This is a genomic window from Mesorhizobium sp. Root157, from assembly GCF_001427385.1.
Lineage (GTDB): Bacteria > Pseudomonadota > Alphaproteobacteria > Rhizobiales > Rhizobiaceae > Mesorhizobium.
Genome location: NZ_LMGJ01000006.1, coordinates 1 through 21,585 on the forward strand (window position 1 = coordinate 1; position 21,585 = coordinate 21,585).

The window sequence follows — 21,585 nt, forward strand, 5'->3', positions numbered from 1 at the left end:
AAAGGCCAATCCCTTGACCAAACCCTGATCAGAAAACCATACTCAGAGGTGGCTCACTTCTCGGTGGAAAAACCGGCTCAGTTCCGCGTGGAAACCAACATACGTCGGACCTGTTGGCGCAAACTGCGCAGATAGGCGTCCATGTGCGCAAAGGCAGGCTGGCTCGTAGCGGCATCGGCATAGATCGCGCCGATGGCGATAGCGGCGTTCTGCAACGCAGTGTGGTTGGCGTCGGGCACGATAGCCTCGATGATGCGCAGGATCGAGAAGGCGTTCTCGTCCATACCAAGTTCGGCATGTGCGCCCTGTTCGGCGTGAATGTCGCCGGTCAGGCCCTCGAATGCGCTCAATCCATCGGCGGCGGCAAGCTGGCCTTCCTCGAAACGACGTATGATTTCCAATACCCGTTCGGAGAAGCGGCCATACTGAGCCGGGTTCTTATCCACCAGTTCGCGGGTGACGCGGCGAAGCTCGGCGGACTTGCGCACGAACGCCTCCTGCAATTCGTCCTCGGTCTTTTCCTCGGTGTCGAAATCGTCGGCGAAGTTCGGATCGGTTATGTTGCGCAGCCGGATCGTGGTGGAAAGGCCGGTAACATGGACATGCTGCTCCAGCATTTCCCTGATCTTGGCCGAATAGCTCCGGTGATCGAGACTTTCGTCCTTGGAGATCGCCTGTGTCGCCAGCCGCAGGAAGGCAGCGGCCCATTTCACCTCGGCGGTAAACTCAAGGATAGCGGGATCAGGTGACAGGTCGCCATAAACCCCGATGAAGGTGCGGGTCAGACGCTGGAGATCGAACCAGTCGTCTTCCCTGCCATCCGCCGCGATCTTGGCTGCTGCATAGGCCGCAGCCTTCTCGTCCATGCCCTCCAGCCCCATGGCGCGCTTCTGGGCACGGTAGCGGGCATGAGCTTCCTTGAGGTCGTTGCGCAAGATGGCGATGTCGCGCATGGCGTTCTCGACATCCTCGGAACGATAGGATTGCAGCGCCTCGTCGAGATGGCTTGTGACGCCGATGTAATCGACGATCCTGCCATTGGGCTTTTCGATCTCGCCGCCATCCGGCAACCTGATCGTGCAGGTGCGATTGGTCCGGGCAATCGCCTGAAGCAGGTTGTGCTCCTTCAACGGCTTGTCGAGGTACATGACATGCTCGATGGGTGCATCGAACCCGGTGAGCAACTTGTCACAGACGATCAGGAAGCTCGGCTCCTGCCCCGTGGCCTTGAACCGCTTCTTCACGTCCTTCTCGGCGGCATCATCGAGATAGTGCGCCTCCAATTCGACCCTTAGCGCGGCAATCTCCGGCTTCTCGCTGGGTTTGTTATCTTCCTGCGATTTGGAATAGACGCAGGCGATCATCGCGTCGGCTTTCACGTCTGCCGTCTCAGCGTCCATCCCGCCGCGTTGCAGGTCGGCGGCGATGACGGCGGAAAGCGCTGCGCGGTAGAGGATTACCGCTTCACGATCTACGGCAACAATCTGGGCCTTGAAGCCGTCCGGCTGGCAGACGGTCTTGAAGTGTTCCCAGATATCCAGAGCGATCAGGCGGATACGTTCAGGGTGCTTGGCGATGGTCGCCACCGTCAGCCCCTTATGCTTCAATTCCTCGCGCTTCTCGTCGGGCAGGTCCACAAACCAGCGGTCGAACAGAATGTCGATTTCGGCCTCGTTGATCGCCCAATCGGTTTTCCGCCCTTCGTAGAGGATTGGTACAGTCGCGCCGTCACGCACGGCGTCGTCGATGCCGTATTTGTCGAGATAGCCTTCGCCCGCGATGCTGAACCGGGCATAGGTGTCCTTGTCGGTGGATTTGATCGGCGTGCCGGTGAAGCCGTAAAAATGCGCGTCCGGCAGGGTCGCCTGCAAGAAAGCACCCAAGTCCTTTTCCTGCGTCCGGTGGCACTCGTCCACCAGCACGATCCAGTTAGCCGAGTTCGGGATCGGCTCCTTCGACCCAGCGAACTTGAAGATGGTGGAGAGCAGGATTTGGCCGTTGCCGCCCCGGTTTACCGCCTCACGCAGCGCGACCACCGATCCGCACTGCGCCGGGTTAGGCAGGCCGCAGGCGACAAAGGTTTTGCTGATCTGGTCGTCGAGGTCGATCCGGTCTGTCAGCACGAGGATGTTTGGGTTGGCCAGCGTCTGCGCGTCAAGCGTGAGGTGGGTTTTGAGCTTGAGGGCGAGGAACACCATCGTCAGGCTCTTGCCCGACCCCTGCGTGTGCCAGATCAGCCCCTTGCGATGTCGCCCCTCGGCGGCGCGGTCCACTGCCTTGTTGACGGCGCGGAACTGCTGATAGCGGCAAACCTTTTTGATCTTGCGACCAGTTTCCGGGTCAGTCTCGAACACGATGAAATGGGCCAAGAGGTCGAGCAGGCGCGACGGCTCACACAGGCACCACAAATCCTTTGTGAGATCGTCGGCGAACTCGTCACGGTGGCGGGGCCATGCGTCGGGCCAAGGGGCATAGAACTGCGATGGCGCACCGGTCGCGCCATAGAGGGTCGCCATGCCATCGGTGACGAGGTTGAAGGCGTTGGAATAGAATAGCCGGGGAATGTCCCGCTCGTACTGCTTGATCTGCTCGACGGCTTCTTCGGCTTTGGCCGTGGTCTTGAGCGGCGATTTTGCCTCGATCACCACCAGCGGGATGCCGTTCACGAACAGAACAATGTCAGGAATGCGTGGGCGCTGGGCTGCAATACGCATCTGACGAACGACATGGAAGCGGTTACGGCCCGGTTGCTTGAAGTCGATCAGCGTGACGGGGCTATCCCGGTTCTGGCCAGTCAATCGGCGAGAATAACCGCCGCGCAGCTTGCGCTGCCATTCCTCGTTGTCGGACAGGGTGGCAAGGTCGTTGTAGATCGCGTCGGCATCGTCGGGGCCAATACCGTTCAAATCGCGTAACGCCTCGATCAGCACCGGTTTGAGGATGACGCGGTTTTCTTCCACCCTCATCGCTAAGGCTGCGGCGGGAGGCAGGGCCTGCCAACCCATTGCCGTCAACGCGTCGAGCGCAGCTTTCTCAGCGAGGCGGTATTCGCTCATGCCTTAGCCACCCGCGTTTTTTCACCGACGCCTTGCGGAACCAATCCTTTCTGGCGCATCCACGGCAATGCCCTGCTCCAGCGATCCTCGCTGATCTCCTGTTTTTTGGGATGCCACTGAAGAACAGAGGCGACGATCTCATCATCGGTAGGCTGTTGCCCGTCTATGAGAAAATCGTTCCAGACAGCATAGAGGGTCGCAACAATCTCGCACTGAGGCGTATCAAGCGGGCGCATGAGGTCTATTATCGACTGGATCGCGGGTTTCTGCCCGCCGAAATAGCGGTCAAAATACTCAGCATGGCCCCCAGCCTTCTCCAACGGCGAGTATACGACACGGTTTCCATCAGGCTTGGTGGCGTCGAACCATTTCTGCTGTTGAAAAATCCTCTCCACCGACCGCCGGGCCTTCGGGTCATACGGGCCTGCCGCCTTCTTGTAAGCGTGACGATCAAGGTCGTCTTGCAAGCCGAGATGAAGCTCGCACAGATGCACGATCTTCTCGTGCTTCACAGAGCCGAACCGACTGTCGTTGTGAAGCTGGTTCACGATTTCTGCCGCGAAAACGGCCCTTTTGAAAGCCGAAGGAACGGGTTTCGTAGTGCCGACGGTTTTCACAGGCACCCGAACGCGGCCGGACAGTAGATCGGACACCACGGCGGATTTCAGGGCCTTAACCTGATCCTGTTCGGCTTCAAGCGCGGCGATCTGGGCATTGAATGACAGCAACAACTCCTCAACCCTTCGGACTTCGGCGGGAGTTGGCAACGGCACCAAAAGATCACGCAAGGTGCCGGAACTGATGGCGCTCATAATACCACCTTGCGCCGATCCCTGAAGTTGCTCCAATACGCGCGGCGAATAGTTGATTTGCCACCCCAGCAACGCTGGCGAGTAGCGGTCTTGGTCTATCGTGAGCGTCCAGACGTGCTTTGACGAAATGGCGATGCCGACCTCGGGCGGCACAACGCAACAGCGTCCGACAGTGCCCATAATCGTTACCATCACGTCGCCAGGGTAGACGGTGTATCGTTCGAGCTCCCGATACTTTTGGTCAGAAACGAACCGCCGATAAACAGGCACGAACCGTTCCGCGTGCACGTTGTCGATGCCCAAGAACGGGATGCCAGCCGGTTGCAGCTCAGACTTCAACAGTGCGCTACCGAAGGGGCCGCTCCGCATCGGGTAGCGTGTATTCGCCAGCAAAGTTTCCAGGCGAACCTCGTTGAACCCTTCCGACAGGACAGCTTCCATGGTTCCCTGCTTAGTAGCTTTCACTCCATCCAGCAGATCGCCTATCGCGGAAATTGCCTCCTCGACCGACCGAAGCACGTCGGCAATACGCCGTTGCTCGTCGAGAGGCGGAAGGAGGATCGCATGCCGGTACGCCTTGTCGCGATTGAGCCCGGGCACCCCGGTCGCTTCGTTCAACTCGTTCAGGCGAGCATGTTGCAAGGTCGCAGCAAGCCAATCCCAATCGAGTTGCTGAAGAGGCTTCACAAAATAGGTTGTGTCGATGGGCCAGAAGGGTTCGTTTGATGCGGTGACCGATCCGGCCGTGCCCTTTCTTCCTACTATAAGGCCCCCCGAGGGCACCAAAGCCTCGTCATGCCAACCGACAACGCCATTGGACCCATACACCGGCACTGATCCGTTGCGGCGAGTACTTTCAGGTAGCGAGCGCCCGTATTCAAGTGCGATCACATCTCCCAGTTTCGCATCCTGCCATCCGTCCGGCAGCTTACTCGACATAGCCGAGCCTCTTGAGATGCCCAAACAGCGCGGCTTCGGTCTCGTTGCGTTTGGCAATCAGGTCTTGCAGCTTGGCCACTTCCGCCGCGACATCAACCGCCTCGGCGTCCGCGCCAGTCTGCACATAGCGGCTGATGTTGAGGTTGTGGCCGTTGGCGACAATCTCCTCGACCGGAACAACTCGGGCCAGCTTCTCGATGTCGGCGAAACGGTGGACGGCCTCAGCCAGCGTACGGACGTGCCCGTCTGTCAGGAAGTTCTGCGCCTTGCCGGGCTGATAGGTGGCATCGCCGTTGACGATCAGCACCTTGCCCCTCCGGTCGGCAGGCTTCGTCTTACGGCAGACGAGGATCGCCGCAGGGATGCCCGCTCCATAGAATAGGTTGGGAGCGAGGCCCACAACCGCCTCGATCACGTCTGCCGTCAGCATGGCCTCCCTGATCCGCCCCTCCGCCCCTCCACGGAACAGAACGCCATGCGGCACGACCACCGCCAGCATCCCGTCATCTTTCAGGCTGGCAAGCATGTGCTGGACGAATGCTAAGTCGCCATAACTCTTGGGAGGGCAACCATAGGCATCCCGACCGAACGGGTCGCCATTTAGCCAGACCTCGTATCCCCAGACCTTCTCGGAGAACGGCGGGTTAGCTAGCACCCGGTCATAAGCGCCGATGCCCTCGACGAATTCACGAGCCTTAGGGTCATATCGTTTCGGCGAAAGAATAGTGTCGCCCTTCGCGACGAAGGCGTCGTCCACATTGTGCAGAAACAGGTTGATCTGCGCGATGCCCCACGTGGCGAAATTCTTCTCCTGCCCGTAGAGCGAAAGAGTGCGGGCATCCTCGCCCCGGTCCTTCAAGTATTGGACAGCTTCCAGCAACATGCCGCCTGAGCCGCAGGTCGGATCGTAGATGGACATGCCTGGGCGCGGATCAACGATCTCAACCATAAGGCGGACGATCTGCCGGGGCGTGTAGAACTCGCCACCCTTCTTGCCCGCGCCCTCGGCGAACATTGTGATAAGGTAGAGGTAGGCGTCGCCGAGCATGTCGGCGGGAACGTCCGCATTGCGCAGACGATACTTCTCGAAATGGGCGAGCAGCTTTTCCAGCAGCGCGTCGGAGAAGCGGTCTTGATTGGCAAAATCGACATCGCCGAACACGCCGCGCAGCCGAATGTTGGCATCTTCGATAGCGTTCAGGGCATTATTCAGCCGCTGGCCGATCTGGGTCGAGTGCTGGCGCAAGGCATCCCAGCGGTGTTCCTTGGGGATGTGGAAGCGATGCTCGTCGGGGTCGGCGGCTTCCTCTCGGTCGCCGGTCTCGGCTAGAAGCACCTCGAACTCCTCGTCCCAGACGTCGCACAGGCGCTTATAGAACAGCAGGCCGAAGATGTACTGCTTGTAGTCGGCGGCATCGACTGTACCGCGAAGGATGTCTGCTGCACCCCAAAGGTGCCGTTCTAGTTCTTGCTGACTAAGTCTGGCCATGAAGTCTCGATCTGCGTCCCCGCACCGATGATTGTGCAAGGGGACTCATTAAGGCGGACCAAACGATCCGTCCAGTTACTTACGGCAACCCAGGCGGAGCCGGAAGCTAGGCATTTTGGCCTGTAGGAGTGAGGTGTTATCGCGAATTGGCAAACGGCCTTGTTTGATGGAGCGTCCCAGCTTATCCCAATCTTAAGCTCGATATGACCAGCATGCATTCATTGCTCCCCACGGCGTTGCCACGATTGCTTTCGAGGACCTATGTCAACGGCACTGCGTGATAGACTCGTTGAAACCGCTTTAGCTTGGCAGGACCACTATGGCGTAGCACCAGCGATCACAACAGCTGTTTCGGAATACGATGCGGCGACCACCCTACTCGGTATGACACAGGACGCCTTCCGGCAATCACAGTTGCAGGCGACCGCCGTCCAGAGAGGCTTTGACTTCGTCCGTGACGGCGTCCGTTATCAAATCAAAGCCAACAGACCCAGCGGCAGACCAGGCAGCAGAGTGACGCTGTGCGGAAAAGCCAGAAACTACGATTGGGACTACCTGATCTGGATACTCTATGACCGCGAGTATCGCATTCAGGAAGCTTGGCAATGGGCGGTTGCAGACTACATCGCCGCATTCGACCACGTTACGCGCATTTCACCCGACCATATGCGTCTCGGTAAGGCTTTGTGGGACGACTGTGCTCGCCAATCGGAAATTTGAGCGCCATTCCGCGAATAAGTCCGGTACCTGATCGACACGGAAGTATCGCTCGGCAGCCGTTTTGCTCGTCGACTTGTCACGCCGCGCCAAGCCCTCGGCGACGATCCTCGGAATTAGGTATATAGCACGCTCCGTGAACTCTCCGGCTGGAAGAAGCACAATCGCAAGCCAATCAAACAGATCGAAGGCATTGTACCCGACATAAGCGGCGCCATGCTTGTAGGTCCGAGATTTAACAGAAATGCGCTGTGCAGGCCGGTCCCATGGCTGTGCAATGACATCGTACCCCGGCCAGTTGTCCGGCACTTTCAGTGCGGGCACTCCTGCAAGCGTCAACTCGGCGGCAACGACCATTTCGCAGGCATCACCCATCTGTTTTGAAGTGTAGAGCTTCCGCGCTGTCGCGACCTGCATCGGACCCATCTCCGTGGACAGAAAGGCTAATCTCGATCCCGCAATGTACGAAGACCGCCTTCAAGCACCGCTGCGTCTACCCCGTGATGCGCTTCACGGTGATGCGAGGGACAGACGCAAGCTACGTTATTGATAGTATCGGCGCCCCCTTGAGAAAGGGGATTGATGTGGTGCACTTCGACGAAGGGCTTTCCGGCGGTCGATCGGAAGAGCGGCATCTCGCATCCACCAATCTCGCATTTGTGGCCCGCTCTGATTTTGGCATAAGCCACGACCGCTGGGTCTCTAGGCCGTCCCGCCACGATGACTTGCTTTGCGTTTGCATCGCGCAATCGACCGGGCTTCGCAATCAGTACCTTGAGATCAGCCAGAGATTTCTCAGCTAGGACACTGGCGGTTCGTTCTAGTACCTCACGAGCCGTTTCGTCGAACTTCCCCTCATTGTCGACAGGACTGACAGTATCATCGCTCCCATGGGCACTCTGCTGCACGTCAACATGTTGTCTCCATAGTCGATACAACTCGTCTGCTTCTGGCTTCGTTAGGCTGAAATTCACGCCCATGGCCCCGGTGAACACGCCTTTGTCGCGAAGAACTAGCGAGTTGAGGATTAGGGCTTGTTGCAACTGACGACCGCGAGGTGCTCTTTCCAGAATACGAAGGAGGGTATGCTCATCGTTGACAGCTTTCTCATTGTCATTCTGCCAATAGCCATCGAACTCGCCGGGCTGCAGCGTACGCGGACGTTCCACCACTTCCGCCACGGCGTGAATTCCGCGAAGGGCGGGTGTATTGCCGCGCCCTTGCCACATGAAAACCCTGTCTCCAATTGCAATTCGATTGTTCAGACGCGTGGTACGCCACCGTAGCGACTGCTTACCGTCGGCAAGCGCGTCGGCCAGTCGATAGTTTTCTGGAAGGTTCAGGAATACAAAATCACTCATGCGAACCTTGTCGCACTGGCCGGTTAGCAAGTAGTTTCTCCCGGAAACGCTACTGTCGCGTTAGCGAGCCAGCGTGACCCATGGTACAAATCCGCATACGGATACCCTCATGGATACCCTATTAAGATCCTTGCGTTGTGCTACGAAGCACACCGATCTTCAATTTTATTAGTGTTTTCAATGTGGTGCGGACGACGGGGGTCGAACCCGTACGATCATGGATCGAGGGATTTTAAGTCCCTTGCGTCTACCAGTTCCGCCACGTCCGCTCGCCGGCCCTTTTCGATGGTGCGGCGGCAGGCGTCAAGCCCGCATGTTTTCGACAGGCAGGGGTCGGCACGGCTGTTCGCTTGCACCCGTTGTACCAATCTTTTCATCCGGTCACCGCTGGCTTGCACGAGCCTGGCCATCTAGATTGCGGGTGAACCGCATGGAGTCCTTCATGACCGCCCCTCTCTTCCAGCCGATCACCCTTGGTGATCTGACCTTTCCCAATCGTATTGCGGTCGCGCCAATGTGCCAATACTCGGCCGATGACGGATCGGCGACCGACTGGCACCTCTATCACTGGATGAACCTCGCCATGTCGGGTGCGGGAATGGTCACGGTGGAGATGACGGATGTCGAGCGGCGCGGTCGCATCAGCCACGGCTGCTTCGGCCTCTACTCCGATGCCAATGAAGCGGCGGCCAAGCGCACGCTGGACGCCGCAAGGCGCGTCGCGGCACCCGGCACGAAGTTCGGCACCCAACTTGCCCACGCCGGCCGCAAGGCCTCTTGTCGCCGCCCCTGGGAAGGCGGTGGTCCCTTGCAACCCGGCGAGGATCCCTGGCCGATCGTCTCAGCTTCCGCGATCCCCTACGACACCGGCTGGCAAACACCGCACGCACTGACGGAAGACGAGATCCTGGAGACCATCCAGCGTTTTGCCGATGCAGCCGTCCGCGCCGGGAGGGCTGGCTTCGACTTCATCGAACTGCATGGAGCGCACGGCTATCTGATCTTCCAGTTTCTGTCCCCGCTTTCGAACCGGCGCAAGGACCGCTGGGGCGGTTCGCTCGAAAATCGCATGCGCTTTGCCGTCGAGATCGCAAAAGCGGTGCGCAAAGCCGCGCCTGCCCTGATGCTTGGGGCACGGCTCTCGGTCAAGGAATGGGTGGAAGGGGGCTTCGAAGTCGACGAGGCCATCGAGGTCGCCAAGGCTCTCAAGGCACAAGGCGTTGCCTATATATGCTGTTCCAGCGGCGGCAACTCGCCTTTGCAGAAGCTGCCGAGCGGTGCGGGCTACCAGGTGCATCTTGCCGAAGCCATCCGCAAAGGCGCCGACATACCCACCAGAGCTGTCGGTCTCATTGCAGACCCTCAATTTGCCAACACGGTCATCGCCGAAGGGCGCGCCGACATGGTTGCGTTGGCACGCGCTTTTCTCGCCGATCCGCGCTGGGCATGGCGCGCGGCCGCCACTTTTGGCGAGACGATCCATCCGGCACCGCAACTGGCGCGTTCGGTGACGACGATGCAGCACTGGATGAAGGCCGCCGGCTGAAGCAGTCCCCGTTTCGACTTATGCTTACCGTTGCAACCAACGGCGACGTTTCGCGTTTGGCAGCAGGGTAACCGACACTCTTTTCATCCAATCTGGAGGATCGAAATGGCGAAGCTGGTCTACAATATTGTCGAGCACGATGGAGGCTGGGCCTATAAGGTCGGCACGACCTATTCCGAAACGTTTCCTACCCATGCGGATGCGCTGCACGCGGCGGAGATAGCCTCAACCGAGCAGCAGGTTGCCGGCTCGTCAGACGGCATCCAGTACGAAGATTCCGATGGGAAATGGCACGAGGAACTGGCCGATGGCCGGGACCGTCCGCAAACCGAAATATCGGATTGAGGTGGTTCGCCTGCCAAGCACGCCGCCTGTTTGCTTAACTGAAAGAAGCCTCAGCTTGCCGGCACGAACCGCAAGACGTCGTGACCGTCCTTGTCGCTCATCGTGAGCGTGCCGTCCGCAAGTTTATACGACGCGACCTTGGCGAAGGCCTCGAACAACGCCTGTTCGGCTTTCATGTGGTCGGGCGCACACGCCATCTGCGTGGAGCCCGCCTGCCCGATGGTCAGTGTCGCCCCATCGATCTCGGCGCTGGCGAAATAGCTGTTGCACGGCCCCTTGCCGCCCACGCGCCCATCCTCGGCTATGCGCAGCGTGGCGCGGGGTTCCGGCAACACATCGACACCGGCAATGAAGTCCACCTTCCAATCCTGGCCGACTATCGTTTCCGAGCCCGCGCTAGCTTCCCCGGAAACCTTGCGGACCAAGACCGTTTGCGAAGCATCTGAAAGCGGATCGACCTGATGGCGGGTGTCGGTGATGAACCAAAGCTGATTGTCGACCGAGATGCGGGCCTGCAGGGCATATGTCATGTTCGACCGGATAACTGACGGATCGAATTTGATCTGGAACTTTATCGGAACCTGGCCGGCTGGCGAAATCTCCTGTTCACCGATGATCGCAGCCGGCGCATCGGCAAGTGAGACGTCGGCAAGTTGGACCGTGACCTTGGCATTTGGCGGCAAGGCGATACGTTCGCGGTACATGATTTCGCCGTTTAGGATTCTTTCTGACGCGACAGCATTGCCCGGCACGACAAGCATGCCGACGACCAAAGGCATCAATCCGAAAATCACCAATTCAGCCAGCTTGTCCAACATATCCCGCCTTCGTTTGCCCGCGCCAAATCACAGCGTGCAAAAGACTGGGCGAATGCGGAGAATCCAAGGCTCTTCTGAGGTATTCTTCGGATATCGGGGGGCGCACTAACCGCGCCAGCGCGCGGCGGCAACCTCGTCGGATTCCTTGGCATCGACCCAACCGCCCTCGGAGCCGTCGGCTTGATGCTCCTTTTTCCAGAACGGTGCCTTGGATTTCAGGAAGTCCATGACAAAGGTCGCGGCTTCGAATGCGGCTTGACGATGCGTCGAGGCCGCCACGACGAGAACGATGTTGTCGCCGGGCCTAAGCTTGCCGTAGCGGTGAATGGCCGCAAGCCCCTGGAGCGGCCACCGCTCGGATGCCTCGTTTGCTATCCGGGCGATTTCGGCTTGTGCCATGCCGGGGTAATGTTCGAGTTCAAGAGCCGCAAGACGGCCCGATTCATCCCGGCACAGACCCAAGAAGGTGACGATGGCTCCAATGTCGGTGCGCCCGGCCGTCAGCTTCGCGACCTCCGCGGCAAGGTCGAAATCTTGCGCCTGTATGCGAACGGTCGGCTCGAAATCCGGCACCCTGTTCAGCCTCCCGTCATCGGGGGGAAAAGCGCAATCTCCCTGGCGTCACCGAGTTTCTCGCGATGATCGACATGTTCCTGATCGATGGCCACACGGATCACGTCGGGGTATTGCAATGCGTTTTCATACTCTTCGCCGCGCGACTTAAGCCAGCGGAGCAGGTCGGCGACGGTCTCAACCTCGCCGGACAATTCCACATCTTCTTGCGGCTTGCCGATCCGCTCGCGCACCCAGGCGAAATAGATGAGCCTCATGACACTACTCGTCGACAATGTGCTTCAAGCCGGCGCGGAAATAATCGTAGCCGGTATATAGGGTAACGAGCGCCGCAATCCACAAAAGCACAAGCCCGGTTTGCGTCGTGTACGGAAAGAACTTGTCGCCTGCCGGTCCCGCCAGAAGAAAGGCGATGGAAACCATCTGGATGGCCGTCTTCCATTTTGCAAGCTGGGTCACCGGCACGCTCACCTTCAATGCGGCGAGATATTCACGCAGGCCCGACACCAGTATCTCGCGGCACAGGATGATGATGGCAGCCCACAAGGACCAGCCGGCAATGCCGCCGCGCCAATCGGTATCGGCAGCCAGCAAAAGCAGGCAGGTGGAAACCAGAAGTTTGTCCGCGATCGGATCGAGCATCCTGCCTATGTTCGACGTTTGCTGCCACGCGCGCGCAAGATAGCCGTCGAAATAGTCGGTGATGCTGGCGGCAAGGAAGATCGCCAGTGCCGACCAGCGCGCGAAGTCGCTCGATTTGAGGTGCCCCTCCAGGTAAAAGCACAGCACGACCAGCGGCACCGCGACGATACGGGCGTAGGTCAGGATGTTCGGCAGATTGAACGCGGGTTTGGCCATGGGTCGCTGACTCTTGTTTTGCATCTGCCTACTCAAATCAGATGGCAGTGTCAGGGGTCAACTGCCGAAAATTGGCCGGCCAGCGAAACAACCGTAAATCAGGCGTTTCTCAGCGGTTCTCGTGAAAATGGTCATAGACCAGTTGGGCCACACGCTCGGAGATACCTTCCACAGTCTTAAGGTCTTCAACCGCCGCCCGGCTGACGGCCTTGGCCGTTCCGAAATGCAAAAGCAGAGCACGCTTGCGACCTGGCCCGATGCCGCTGATCTCATCGAGTGGGTTCTTGATCATCTCCTTCTTGCGGCGGGCGCGGTGCGAACCGATGGCAAAGCGGTGCGCCTCGTCACGCAGTCGCTGGATGAAATAGAGTACAGGGTCGCGCACCGGCAGCGTGAACGACGCCTTGCCCTTGGCGAAGAACCGTTCGCGGCCCGCTTCCCGGTCTTGCCCCTTGGCGATGCCGATGGCGACAACGCGATCCTCTACGCCAAGGTCTGCCAGGATTTTGCGCACCGCCGTCATCTGTCCCTGGCCGCCGTCGATCAGGATGACGTCCGGCCAAGCTGGAAAACCGTCTGCCACTTCACCTTCCGTAGCTTCGCCCTGCTCCTGCCCATGCTCCTTCAACAATCTGGAGAACCGGCGCTCCATGACCTCGCGCATCATGCCGAAGTCGTCGCCCGGCGTGATATCGGTCGATCGGATATTGAACTTGCGGTACTGGTTTTTGACGAAACCTTCCGGCCCGGCGACGACCATCGCACCGACCGCGTTGGTGCCCATGATGTGGGAGTTATCGTAAACCTCAATTCGCCGTGGCGGAGCTTCAAGGCCAAATGTCTCGGCAAATCCTGCCAGCAGCCGCGTCTGGGTCGATGTCTCGGCCAGGCGCCGGCCCAATGCCTCGCGGGCATTTTGAAGGGCATTGTCCGTCAGGTCCTTTTTCTCTCCCCGTTGCGGGACAGATAAGGACACCTTGCGCCCAGCGCGCGTAGCCAGCGCCTCCGCCAGCAAATCCTGCTCTTCTACTGCATGTGACAGCAGAACGCTGCGCGGCGTCGGCTTATCATCGTAAAACTGCGCCAGGAAGGAGCCAAGCACTTCGGCCGCATCGAGCGCCGGGTCGGCTTTCGGGAAGTAGGCGCGGTTGCCCCAATTCTGTCCGGTGCGGAAAAAGAAGACCTGGATGCAGGTCTGGCCACCTTCCTGGTGAATGGCGAAAACGTCCGCTTCATCAATGGACTGCGGATTGATGCCCTGATGGCTTTGCACATGCGACAGCGCCGCCAACCGGTCGCGATAGATGGCAGCTCGCTCAAAGTCGAGTTCATCGGAGGCTTGTTGCATGGCGACCGAAATCTCGGCCTTCACTTTCTGGCTGCGCCCGGACAGGAAATCTTTTGCCTCGGCGACCAGATCTGCGTAGCCGGCATGTGAAATTTCCCCGGTGCAGGGTGCCGCACACCGCTTGATCTGAAACAACAGGCAAGGACGCGTGCGGTTCTCGAAGAAGGAATCCGTGCAACTGCGCAACAGAAACGCCCGCTGCAGCGAGTTGATGGTGCGCCCGACTGCCTGGGCGGAGGCGAACGGGCCAAAATAATCGCCTTGTCGCGACCGCGCGCCGCGATGTTTGTAGATACCGGGCGAAGCATGGTCATCGGTGATCAAAATGTAGGGAAAGGATTTGTCGTCCCGCATCAATACGTTAAAGCGAGGCCGCAAACGCTTGATAAGGTTGGCCTCAAGCAGCAGCGCTTCAATTTCGGTGCGGGTTACGACGAACTCCATCGTCGCGGTCTCCCGCACCATTCGGCCGATGCGGTTGGTGTGGAAACGGCCTTGCGCATATTGCGTGACCCGCTTTTTCAGGCTTCGGGCCTTGCCGACATAAAGCACGTCGCCGACAGCATTCATCATCCGATAGACGCCGGGTGCGTTGGGCAGGCGCTTGACGAGCGTCTGGATGACCTCCGCGCCGACCATACCGTCGGCGTCGCCGGCATGCTGGGTCCAGTCGATGGCGGTGAACGCAACATCGGGGCCGGTCGGCACAGCAGCTTCTTCAACCGCATCGTCATCGAGGTCGGTATCGGGAAGATCGTCCGCGGCAGGGCGGCCACGGGCCTTGCCGTTCTCGCTCGTGCTCATTCCACGATGCCTGCCACATCCGGCGTCTGCCATGCAAGATGCTGGCCGCCGTCAAGCGCGATCATCTGGCCGGTCACCGAGCGAGCTTGCCACAGATAGCGGATGGTCGCGCCGAATTCGGACAGATCAGGGCTTTGCTTCAACAACAGCGCATCGACCTGCTGGCGGAAATCGCTCTCGTCCTGTCGTGTGTTCCGCAGCGTGGGGCCGGGCCCGATGGCGTTGACGCGAACGCGTGGCGCCAGCGCCTGCGCCATGGTCTGGGTTGCTGTCCACAGCGCCGATTTCGACAAGGTGTAGGAGAAATACCGCGGCGACAGACGCCACACGCGCTGATCTATGACGTTCACAATCAAGCCGTCCACGGCTTCCGGCAAAGCTTGAGCGAACTTCTGCGCCAAAAGCACCGGGGCTTTCAAATGGATGCCGAAATGGCGATCCCATTCCGGCCAGTCGAAATCGAGTACCGAATCGTCCTCGAACAGCGAGGCGTTATTGACCAGCAGCGAAATCGGACCAAGTGCCTGTTCCGCCGAAGCGATGATATTCGAGACTGCCGTCATGTCGGTAAGGTCGGCCGCAATGACCGCAGCCTGCCCGCCCGCCTTCCTTATGCTGTCGGCAAGCGCAGAGGCGTCATCGGCCGAACTGTTGCTGTGAATTGCGACGGCAAATCCGTGAGCGGCAAGGTCTTCCACGATTGCCCGGCCGATCCGCCGTGCACCACCCGTTATCAATGCCGTTCCGGCGACTCGCGTCATTTGTAATTTCCGCCTTAACCCGAGCGATCCACGCCATCCAGGACGTGGTCCTTCCGACTAGATGCATTCAGAGACCGTTCGTTCCTGAGGCAGCAATGTGGCAAAAGCGGCCTGATGGCATGCGATTCGGCTCGTCACGGTGTTCAACGCCGGCACTATAGAGTTCGCAACGCCTTGCACCAAGCGCTGTCCGGCCATCCGCATGTGTGGCTCCTGACATGGCTGTTGCGTGTATGCAACGCCAAGTTTCAGCCTCATTTGCGCCGGGGAATGACCCAAGTTCAGGTTCGGTTCCGCCGCATTTGGTCACCAAATTCCGGAACTGATGAAGGACGGGATCGTTATCTCTCCCAGTTCGACCGTCTTTCAGGTCTAGGAAGCCAGTGTCTGTGGCTTAAGGAGTTAAAACTATGACGACCAACCTCAAATTCGCAAAGCCGGCAGCCGTTGCTCTTGGGCTGATTGCTTTCGCTTCTGCGATCCCTGCATATGCCGCCGACGTTGTTATGGAAGAACCGCCGGCACCCGTGGCTCCCGTAGCCGAACTTCCCGTCGCCTCCTGGGCCGGCCCCTATGCCGGTCTTAACATTGGCTACGGCTTTGGCGGCCGCGCCGAAGATGCTACCGAGACTATCGACACCGATGGTTTCCTCGGCGGTGCTTTCGTCGGCTACAACTACCAGATGGATAATTTCGTGCTCGGTGCCGAAGGCGACCTTGGCTACAACGGCATGAACGGCGATACCGCCACCACCGAAGCCAAGAGCGGCTTCGAAGGCTCGCTGCGTGCGCGTCTCGGTTATGCGGTCAGCCCCGATATCCTGGTCTACGGTACGGCTGGCGGTGCTGGCCAGAGCCTGAAGATCTCCGATGCCGCCGGCAGCGACCGCAACACCATGTTCGGCTGGACCGCCGGCGTCGGCACCGATATCAAGCTGACCGACAACGTCTTCGGCCGCGTTGAGTATCGCTACACCGACTACGGCAGTGAAGACTTCAACACCGGCGCTGGCGTGCGCAACTTCGATGCGCGCGACAACCGCGTCACCTTCGGCGTTGGTATGAAGTTCTGATCTGAGATCCGAACATACGTGAAAAAGCCGGGGCGCGAGCCCCGGCTTTTTTGTTGCTTGTGATTCAGGAAGGAATGCAGTCCTTCAGTTCAGGAAACTTTTCATCGAAACGCGCAGCCCAGCGTGTCAGCCGTCCATGCCCCTTCTCCCACTTGCCGGCAAAGCGCAGCGACAGGTAACCCAGCGTGGCGCGCAAGGCGATCTGGCCGACCGTGATCTTCTTGGGCAGCTTGGGCGGATTGGCGTTCAGATAGTCCAGCGAGCGCGTGACCTTCACCCACTGCTTGTCGATCCACGGCTGATAAACATGCTCCTCAGGCCGCGAGCGTCGTTCGTAGACGATCGACAGGGCGCAATCACAGATGCCGTCGGCCAATGCTTCCAGCACTTCGGCTTCCGTCCGCTTGTCGGGGTTGCGCGGAAACAGGGCATTCTTGGAAAGCCGGTTCAAATACTGCGTAATGGCGCGGCTGTCGTAGACTACGCCGCCCTCATCAAGCAGAAGCGTCGGGATCTTGCCGAGAGGGTTCGCTCCTATCAGCATTGACGGCTGATCATCGGTTTTGGTCGGGACGGCTTCGATGGCAAGGCCGGCATAGGCGGCAGCCATTCGAACCTTGGCGCTATAAGGAGAAGCTGAAGCGTAGAGTAGTTTTGGCATGGTCGTTTCCTGTTATTGGCAGCGGCACATTATTCTGCGCACCGCTCAAAGCAACGGCCGATAACAGGGAATTCAACCAAAGAGAGGGTCTGGCAACGACACGTGAGCACCGAAAGCCCGAAACCACGTCATGACCGACACGGACTCTTAGCGCAGGACGCGGCAGGCGCCGTTATACACCATCCAGCGGTCGAACCCTGAAACGCAGAATTCGACATTGTCGCCAATGGAGGCTAAGCCCTGCCCCTCCTCGATCAGATACCAGATGTCGCGATCGTGGCCGTCCGACAAGGTAACCGTCGCACCGCAATAATGGCGGGCAATGGGCCAGCGTTCAGACGCCGGCAAACTGCGGTGCAGATGGATGCGGCTGAAATCGGTGATCGCCACATCCGGCAGATTCGGCACATTGTGAACCTGATGGTCGAACCGGTTCGTGATCCGGTTCAACACGGATGGCGTGCTGCACACGGTGGAATCACCTTCATCGACATAGGCTGCGAGGTCGGCCGCGTGGCCAACGGATGACAGGGCGACAGGCGCGCAAAGGCAGGAGAAAGCGAAGAAAGCAGACTTGATGGCACGGATCATATCAGCCTCTCGGAGCGATTTGGCTGCACTGTGAGGATTTCGGCGGTCTCGGTCAAGCGTCACATTTGTTCGGGCGACAGCCATTTGACGGTCCAGGCCGCTCCCGGCTGCTCGGCCAACAATTCGTGCAACACCGGAAGAGCCGCCCGAAGTTCGTTCTCCAGCGTGAAGGGCGGGTTGACCACCACCATGCCACTGCCCTCCAGCCCAGGTTCCACCCCAGCGGGCCTGATCTCGAACGCGATATCCAGAATTTTTGCAATCCCCGCTTCGGCCAATCCCTCGCGGAACGCGGCAACTGCTGGCCGGTCCTTGATCGGATACCACAGCGCGTAGATTCCGCCCGGCCAGCGCTGATGCGCCTTCCTGAGCCCGCTCAAAAGGCGCTCGAATTCGCCCGCTTGCTCGAATGGCGGATCGATCAGGACGAGCCCGCGTTTCTCCTTAGGCGGCAGATGGGCGCCGAGCGTCAGCCAGCCGTCAAGTTCGATCACCCGGACCTGGATGTCGCCGGCAAACACCGCCTTGAGCCGTGCGGCATCCTGAGGGTGGAGTTCTATAGCAGAGAGCCGGTCCTGGCGGCGCAACAGATGACGCACGACAAGTGGCGAACCTGGATATTTTGTAGGTCCACCCTGCGGATTGGCTGCCTTCACGGCACCGAGATACGGCGCGAGGAACTGAGAAAGCGTTGGGTCGAGTTGCGCGTCCATCAACCGGCCAATGCCGCCACGCCACTCGCCTGTCTTGCCCGCCTCCAGCGAAGACATATCGTAAAGACCGATGCCGGCGTGCGTGTCGATCACCCGGAAGGCTTTGTCCTTCTGTTTCAAATACTCCACGATCCGCGCCAACACAGCGTGCTTGACGATATCGGCGAAATTTCCGGCGTGATAGGCATGGCGGTAATTCATCGAGACTATTTTCCGTCCGTGCCGCCGCCCCTGCCCCACCTTGGCGGTGGCGGCTGCGAATTCGGATTTTGCGAGCGGTCAGACCGGCTGCGGCCGAATGTCAGGACGAACCCGATGAAGCCAATAGCCGTCAGGGAAATTCCGATAGGCTGCAAGCGCGGATCGACCTCGCCTGCCCCGGAGCGCAAGATCAGTTCAACCTCTTTGATCCGCGGCCCCTCGGCATCGCCCGGCCCGATCACAAAGCTGTAGGCGCCGTCGCTTACGGGATCGATCAGTCCCGCATCGTCGCGTGAGATTTTTTCGGCGATTTGCGGGCTTTTCTCCCGCGCTTCAAGATTGCCCGCAAAACGAAGCGTTTCGGCAAGGACGGTCCTGCCGCCATGCGAGGCCGTAACGGTCAGCACCGCTCCATCGGAAGGCATGGGATCGTTGGCATTTGTGATGACGTCCACCAATACGCGGACCGGTGCATCGCTTGACGTCAGTTGCACATCTACCGGCTCGAACCGGCCCTGACGGTAGACCGGCCAGATTCCGATCTCTCGGCCCGAGAAATTACTTATCGACCAGGGATATATGAAGCCGGTGCCAAGTCCGGCAAACAGGATCAGCAGGAAAAGCAGACGCATCGGTGTTTCCTAATATCGAAACGTATTGCGACCGTCCAACTCGCCGGCCCTCACGCTTTCCGTTCCCAGCGTTTGTCCGCCGTCTGCTGCCAGTAAGTCACCGCGTGTCCGGCCGATTTCGTGGTTTTCCAGTGCGCCCGGGCAGCTTCGACCTGTTCCGCGTCATGACCGTCGAACAAAAACACCGCCCGTTCATAGCCACTCAGATCCGGCGGCTCGGCACCGTCGACCAGAAACCTGATCTGCGCGTCGTTCTGGTTGCCGTCGCCCGTCGTCAACAAGATTGGCTGCTCGGCCGGGAAAGCCTCGCGGTCGGTTGCGTGGGCCAGGAACGAATCGTCGCGGAAGGTCCACAAATGCTGATCGAGCACGTCGCGGCGATCTTCGCTGCCCGTCTGCACGACAACGCGCCAGCCACGGCCGATGCTGCGCTCCAGCAGGCCCGGAAGCGCATCTTCCAGGGTCGATTCTGTCAAATGGTAGAACAGGATTTCGGTCATGAATGGAAATCGGCTCGCAAGCCGCTAGCTTTCATAGTGATCGTGGACAAGGCGGTCGAGCAGCCTGACGCCAAAGCCGGAACCCCACGATGCGTTGATTTCGCTGGAGGGCGCGCCCATGGCCGTCCCGGCGATATCCAGGTGAGCCCAAGGGGTGTCTTTCACAAAACGCTGCAGGAACTGGGCGGCGGTAATGGCGCCGCCATAGCGGCCGCCGATGTTCTTCATGTCGGCATTCTTCGATTCCAGCAGCTTGTCATACTCGTTGCCGAGCGGCATGCGCCACAGTTTCTCTTGCGTTGCCGTCCCTGCCTCGACAAGGCGGGCCGCCAATTCGTCGTTGTTCGAAAACAGGCCAGCGTGATGCTGGCCAAGCGCAACCATGATCGCACCCGTCAGCGTCGCCAGATTGATCATGAAGCGTGGCTGAAATCGTTCGTTGCAGTACCATAGCGCATCGGCAAGGACGAGACGCCCTTCGGCATCGGTATTAAGGACCTCGATGGTCTGTCCCGACATCGATGTCACGATATCTCCGGGCCTCTGTGCATACCCGTCGACCGCATTTTCCACTAGGCCGACGATCCCCACGACATTGGTCTTCGCCTTGCGGGCGGCCAGGGCGTGCATCAGGCCGGTGACGGCGGCGGCGCCTCCCATGTCGCCCTTCATGTCTTCCATGCCGGAGGCCGATTTCATCGAGTTGCCGCCGGTATCGAACGTAACCCCTTTGCCCACGAACGCGATCGGCTTGTCCTTGGCCTTGCCGCCGTTCCATTGCATGACCGCCAGGCGGGCGCCGCGCGGAGAACCTTGGGCAACGCCAAGCAGCGCGCCCATGCCGGCCTTCTTCATTTCCTTTTCCGTCAGGATTTCGACCCTGACGCCCAGCGCCTCCAATGCCTTGATGCGCGCGGCAAATTCAGCCGGCCCCAGTATGTTGGCTGGCTCATTGACGAGGTCCCGTGCCAGCAGCACACCGTTCACGGTCGCTTGAGCAGCAACAAACGCTTTTTTCGCGGCCGCCGGGTCGGCGCACAGAAGCGTCAGCTTGGTGTCTTTCTTCTTCCCCGCATCCGACTCGCTGTCGCCGTTCGACGTACGGGTCTTGTATTTGTCGAATGCATAGCTGCGAAGCAGCGCGCCCGCGGCCACGTTCGCAACATCGGCGGCGGCTATTTCCGAGTCCGGCAGATCAAGGATGATGGCTGCTTCCGAGGTCTTGGCAAGCGAACCGGCAATGATCCCGCCCAGTTTCATCCAGGCGTGCTCGTTCAACGCGGAAACGGCACCTGCGCCCACCGCGGTGATCTTGTCGAGCGGCGTGCCGTGCGGCGCCAGAACGTCGGCCAGTGTTCCGAACTTTCCAGTGAAATCGGCCACCGAAAGCGCGCGGTCGAGCGTTTTTCCCGGCACGCACTTCAATGTTTCTCGCCCCATACCCGCCTCTTCGGCGGACAAGACGTATACACTTCCCCTTTTGACTGGGGCAAATCTGGAAAACGCAACGGAAGATATCGAACTCATGAAAACCTGCTTTTGGCGCGAACCCTGAAAGAAACCGACATTTCGTCGTTTTGTATCTTTTGGCAACCCGTCTGGCACGTCCGCACGCTCGGACCACATCTGCGGACGTTTGGCCGCAGCTTGCCGCACCTTTTCGCCGCAAGCCATCATTAACCATGAGCCTTCGCGCTTTTTTATCCATTCGCCGCGACACTAGGGGCGAGCGAGAAAGCGCATCCCGGAGGAAACGGTGGATCGCGCCTGTTGTACAGGCGTCTTCC

At 59.5% G+C, this 21,585-nt stretch carries 21 protein-coding genes and 1 tRNA gene; 4 read left to right on the forward strand and 18 right to left on the reverse strand.

Going from position 1 to position 21,585, the window contains the following annotated elements; translation table 11 throughout:
* Nucleotides 1–77: 77 nt before the first annotated feature.
* The 3 genes from ASD64_RS05930 to ASD64_RS05940 are packed head-to-tail and all read right to left on the reverse strand — an operon-like array spanning nucleotide 78 to nucleotide 6,296.
* The gene (locus ASD64_RS05930) at nucleotides 78–3,056 is read right to left on the reverse strand and encodes a type I restriction endonuclease subunit R (RefSeq protein WP_082549871.1); all 2,979 of its coding nucleotides are present in this window, start codon (nucleotides 3,054–3,056) and stop codon (nucleotides 78–80) included.
* Nucleotides 3,053–4,807, reverse strand: a complete 1,755-nt coding sequence (locus ASD64_RS05935; protein WP_056102226.1) for a restriction endonuclease subunit S — start codon at nucleotides 4,805–4,807, stop codon at nucleotides 3,053–3,055. The genes ASD64_RS05930 and ASD64_RS05935 overlap by 4 nt, the downstream gene beginning before the upstream one ends.
* Entirely contained in the window at nucleotides 4,797–6,296 is a 1,500-nt protein-coding gene (locus ASD64_RS05940; protein ID WP_056102229.1) for a type I restriction-modification system subunit M, read from the reverse strand. The genes ASD64_RS05935 and ASD64_RS05940 overlap by 11 nt, the downstream gene beginning before the upstream one ends.
* A gap of 261 nt (nucleotides 6,297–6,557) precedes the next feature.
* Between ASD64_RS05940 and ASD64_RS20470 the strand changes: the two genes are divergently transcribed.
* Complete coding sequence (locus ASD64_RS20470; RefSeq protein WP_082549872.1) at nucleotides 6,558–7,016, forward strand: hypothetical protein; 459 nt, start codon at nucleotides 6,558–6,560, stop codon at nucleotides 7,014–7,016.
* Here ASD64_RS20470 and ASD64_RS05945 read toward each other — a convergent pair.
* From ASD64_RS05945 to ASD64_RS05955, 3 genes are all read right to left on the reverse strand, one after another.
* The gene (locus tag ASD64_RS05945) at nucleotides 6,951–7,430 is read right to left on the reverse strand and encodes a hypothetical protein (protein WP_244480719.1); all 480 of its coding nucleotides are present in this window, start codon (nucleotides 7,428–7,430) and stop codon (nucleotides 6,951–6,953) included. The genes ASD64_RS20470 and ASD64_RS05945 overlap by 66 nt on opposite strands.
* 26 nt (nucleotides 7,431–7,456) lie before the next feature.
* Nucleotides 7,457–8,374 carry an HNH endonuclease gene (locus tag ASD64_RS05950; RefSeq protein WP_156460030.1) on the reverse strand — a complete coding sequence of 306 codons (918 nt, stop codon included), beginning with the start codon at nucleotides 8,372–8,374 and terminating at the stop codon, nucleotides 7,457–7,459.
* Between the two features lie 183 nt (nucleotides 8,375–8,557).
* Nucleotides 8,558–8,643, reverse strand: a tRNA-Leu gene (locus ASD64_RS05955).
* A gap of 173 nt (nucleotides 8,644–8,816) precedes the next feature.
* Between ASD64_RS05955 and ASD64_RS05960 the strand changes: the two genes are divergently transcribed.
* Together ASD64_RS05960 and ASD64_RS05965 are read left to right on the forward strand one after the other, a co-directional pair.
* Nucleotides 8,817–9,920 carry an NADH:flavin oxidoreductase/NADH oxidase gene (locus ASD64_RS05960; RefSeq protein ID WP_056102580.1) on the forward strand — a complete coding sequence of 368 codons (1,104 nt, stop codon included), beginning with the start codon at nucleotides 8,817–8,819 and terminating at the stop codon, nucleotides 9,918–9,920.
* 105 nt (nucleotides 9,921–10,025) lie between these two features.
* Nucleotides 10,026–10,265 (forward strand): DUF2188 domain-containing protein, encoded by a 240-nt coding sequence (locus tag ASD64_RS05965; RefSeq protein WP_056102236.1) that lies wholly within the window; start codon nucleotides 10,026–10,028, stop codon nucleotides 10,263–10,265.
* 50 nt (nucleotides 10,266–10,315) lie between these two features.
* Here the strand turns inward: ASD64_RS05965 and ASD64_RS05970 are convergent, their stop codons facing one another.
* The 6 genes from ASD64_RS05970 to ASD64_RS05995 all read right to left on the reverse strand — a co-directional run bounded on the left by ASD64_RS05970 (nucleotide 10,316) and on the right by ASD64_RS05995 (nucleotide 15,427).
* The gene (locus tag ASD64_RS05970; protein WP_056102238.1) at nucleotides 10,316–11,083 is read right to left on the reverse strand and encodes a YbaY family lipoprotein; all 768 of its coding nucleotides are present in this window, start codon (nucleotides 11,081–11,083) and stop codon (nucleotides 10,316–10,318) included.
* 105 nt (nucleotides 11,084–11,188) lie between these two features.
* Nucleotides 11,189–11,656 carry a molybdenum cofactor biosynthesis protein MoaE gene (locus ASD64_RS05975; RefSeq protein WP_056102241.1) on the reverse strand — a complete coding sequence of 156 codons (468 nt, stop codon included), beginning with the start codon at nucleotides 11,654–11,656 and terminating at the stop codon, nucleotides 11,189–11,191.
* 5 nt (nucleotides 11,657–11,661) lie between these two features.
* On the reverse strand, nucleotides 11,662–11,913 hold the full coding sequence (moaD, locus tag ASD64_RS05980) for a molybdopterin converting factor subunit 1 (RefSeq protein WP_056102245.1): 252 nt from the start codon (nucleotides 11,911–11,913) through the stop codon (nucleotides 11,662–11,664).
* Between the two features lie 4 nt (nucleotides 11,914–11,917).
* Entirely contained in the window at nucleotides 11,918–12,514 is a 597-nt protein-coding gene (pgsA, locus tag ASD64_RS05985) for a CDP-diacylglycerol--glycerol-3-phosphate 3-phosphatidyltransferase (protein WP_056102249.1), read from the reverse strand.
* A gap of 109 nt (nucleotides 12,515–12,623) precedes the next feature.
* Nucleotides 12,624–14,666, reverse strand: coding sequence for an excinuclease ABC subunit UvrC (gene uvrC, locus ASD64_RS05990; protein ID WP_056102252.1), 2,043 nt, complete (start codon nucleotides 14,664–14,666; stop codon nucleotides 12,624–12,626).
* Complete coding sequence (locus tag ASD64_RS05995; RefSeq protein ID WP_056102256.1) at nucleotides 14,663–15,427, reverse strand: SDR family oxidoreductase; 765 nt, start codon at nucleotides 15,425–15,427, stop codon at nucleotides 14,663–14,665. Before ASD64_RS05995 ends, uvrC begins: the two co-directional genes overlap by 4 nt.
* 410 nt (nucleotides 15,428–15,837) lie before the next feature.
* Here ASD64_RS05995 and ASD64_RS06000 point away from each other — a divergent pair, with 410 nt between their 5' ends.
* Complete coding sequence (locus ASD64_RS06000; RefSeq protein WP_056102264.1) at nucleotides 15,838–16,500, forward strand: outer membrane protein; 663 nt, start codon at nucleotides 15,838–15,840, stop codon at nucleotides 16,498–16,500.
* A 64-nt stretch (nucleotides 16,501–16,564) separates the two neighbouring features.
* Here the strand turns inward: ASD64_RS06000 and ASD64_RS06005 are convergent, their stop codons facing one another.
* The 6 genes from ASD64_RS06005 to ASD64_RS06030 all read right to left on the reverse strand — a co-directional run bounded on the left by ASD64_RS06005 (nucleotide 16,565) and on the right by ASD64_RS06030 (nucleotide 21,325).
* On the reverse strand, nucleotides 16,565–17,161 hold the full coding sequence (locus tag ASD64_RS06005) for a glutathione S-transferase family protein (RefSeq protein ID WP_056102266.1): 597 nt from the start codon (nucleotides 17,159–17,161) through the stop codon (nucleotides 16,565–16,567).
* A 147-nt stretch (nucleotides 17,162–17,308) separates the two neighbouring features.
* Entirely contained in the window at nucleotides 17,309–17,752 is a 444-nt protein-coding gene (locus tag ASD64_RS06010; protein ID WP_056102270.1) for a hypothetical protein, read from the reverse strand.
* Between the two features lie 59 nt (nucleotides 17,753–17,811).
* Complete coding sequence (locus tag ASD64_RS06015) at nucleotides 17,812–18,666, reverse strand: 23S rRNA (adenine(2030)-N(6))-methyltransferase RlmJ (protein ID WP_056102272.1); 855 nt, start codon at nucleotides 18,664–18,666, stop codon at nucleotides 17,812–17,814.
* A 5-nt stretch (nucleotides 18,667–18,671) separates the two neighbouring features.
* Nucleotides 18,672–19,298: a hypothetical protein gene (locus tag ASD64_RS06020; RefSeq protein ID WP_056102276.1), complete on the reverse strand. Its 627-nt coding sequence runs from the start codon at nucleotides 19,296–19,298 to the stop codon at nucleotides 18,672–18,674.
* A gap of 50 nt (nucleotides 19,299–19,348) precedes the next feature.
* The gene (locus ASD64_RS06025) at nucleotides 19,349–19,798 is read right to left on the reverse strand and encodes a DNA polymerase III subunit chi (RefSeq protein ID WP_056102279.1); all 450 of its coding nucleotides are present in this window, start codon (nucleotides 19,796–19,798) and stop codon (nucleotides 19,349–19,351) included.
* 24 nt (nucleotides 19,799–19,822) lie between these two features.
* Nucleotides 19,823–21,325 carry a leucyl aminopeptidase gene (locus ASD64_RS06030; RefSeq protein WP_056102583.1) on the reverse strand — a complete coding sequence of 501 codons (1,503 nt, stop codon included), beginning with the start codon at nucleotides 21,323–21,325 and terminating at the stop codon, nucleotides 19,823–19,825.
* Nucleotides 21,326–21,585 lie beyond the last annotated feature (260 nt).

Excerpts from the sequence above, each read along its gene's own strand:
- ASD64_RS06025 (WP_056102279.1), bottom strand. The coding sequence starts at position 19,798 with ATGACCGAAATCCTGTTCTACCATTTGACAGAATCGACCCTGGAAGAT.
- ASD64_RS06020 (WP_056102276.1), bottom strand. The coding sequence starts at position 19,298 with ATGCGTCTGCTTTTCCTGCTGATCCTGTTTGCCGGACTTGGCACCGGC.
- ASD64_RS05950 (WP_156460030.1), bottom strand. The coding sequence starts at position 8,374 with ATGAGTGATTTTGTATTCCTGAACCTTCCAGAAAACTATCGACTGGCC.
- ASD64_RS05935 (WP_056102226.1), bottom strand. The coding sequence starts at position 4,807 with ATGTCGAGTAAGCTGCCGGACGGATGGCAGGATGCGAAACTGGGAGAT.
- ASD64_RS06015 (WP_056102272.1), bottom strand. The coding sequence starts at position 18,666 with ATGAATTACCGCCATGCCTATCACGCCGGAAATTTCGCCGATATCGTC.
- moaD (WP_056102245.1), bottom strand. The coding sequence starts at position 11,913 with ATGAGGCTCATCTATTTCGCCTGGGTGCGCGAGCGGATCGGCAAGCCG.
- ASD64_RS05940 (WP_056102229.1), bottom strand. The coding sequence starts at position 6,296 with ATGGCCAGACTTAGTCAGCAAGAACTAGAACGGCACCTTTGGGGTGCA.
- ASD64_RS05945 (WP_244480719.1), bottom strand. The coding sequence starts at position 7,430 with ATGCAGGTCGCGACAGCGCGGAAGCTCTACACTTCAAAACAGATGGGT.
- uvrC (WP_056102252.1), bottom strand. The coding sequence starts at position 14,666 with ATGAGCACGAGCGAGAACGGCAAGGCCCGTGGCCGCCCTGCCGCGGAC.
- ASD64_RS06030 (WP_056102583.1), bottom strand. The coding sequence starts at position 21,325 with ATGAGTTCGATATCTTCCGTTGCGTTTTCCAGATTTGCCCCAGTCAAA.
- ASD64_RS06010 (WP_056102270.1), bottom strand. The coding sequence starts at position 17,752 with ATGATCCGTGCCATCAAGTCTGCTTTCTTCGCTTTCTCCTGCCTTTGC.
- ASD64_RS06000 (WP_056102264.1), top strand. The coding sequence starts at position 15,838 with ATGACGACCAACCTCAAATTCGCAAAGCCGGCAGCCGTTGCTCTTGGG.
- ASD64_RS06005 (WP_056102266.1), bottom strand. The coding sequence starts at position 17,161 with ATGCCAAAACTACTCTACGCTTCAGCTTCTCCTTATAGCGCCAAGGTT.
- ASD64_RS05930 (WP_082549871.1), bottom strand. The coding sequence starts at position 3,056 with ATGAGCGAATACCGCCTCGCTGAGAAAGCTGCGCTCGACGCGTTGACG.
- ASD64_RS20470 (WP_082549872.1), top strand. The coding sequence starts at position 6,558 with ATGTCAACGGCACTGCGTGATAGACTCGTTGAAACCGCTTTAGCTTGG.
- ASD64_RS05970 (WP_056102238.1), bottom strand. The coding sequence starts at position 11,083 with ATGTTGGACAAGCTGGCTGAATTGGTGATTTTCGGATTGATGCCTTTG.
- ASD64_RS05960 (WP_056102580.1), top strand. The coding sequence starts at position 8,817 with ATGACCGCCCCTCTCTTCCAGCCGATCACCCTTGGTGATCTGACCTTT.
- ASD64_RS05995 (WP_056102256.1), bottom strand. The coding sequence starts at position 15,427 with ATGACGCGAGTCGCCGGAACGGCATTGATAACGGGTGGTGCACGGCGG.
- ASD64_RS05965 (WP_056102236.1), top strand. The coding sequence starts at position 10,026 with ATGGCGAAGCTGGTCTACAATATTGTCGAGCACGATGGAGGCTGGGCC.
- pgsA (WP_056102249.1), bottom strand. The coding sequence starts at position 12,514 with ATGGCCAAACCCGCGTTCAATCTGCCGAACATCCTGACCTACGCCCGT.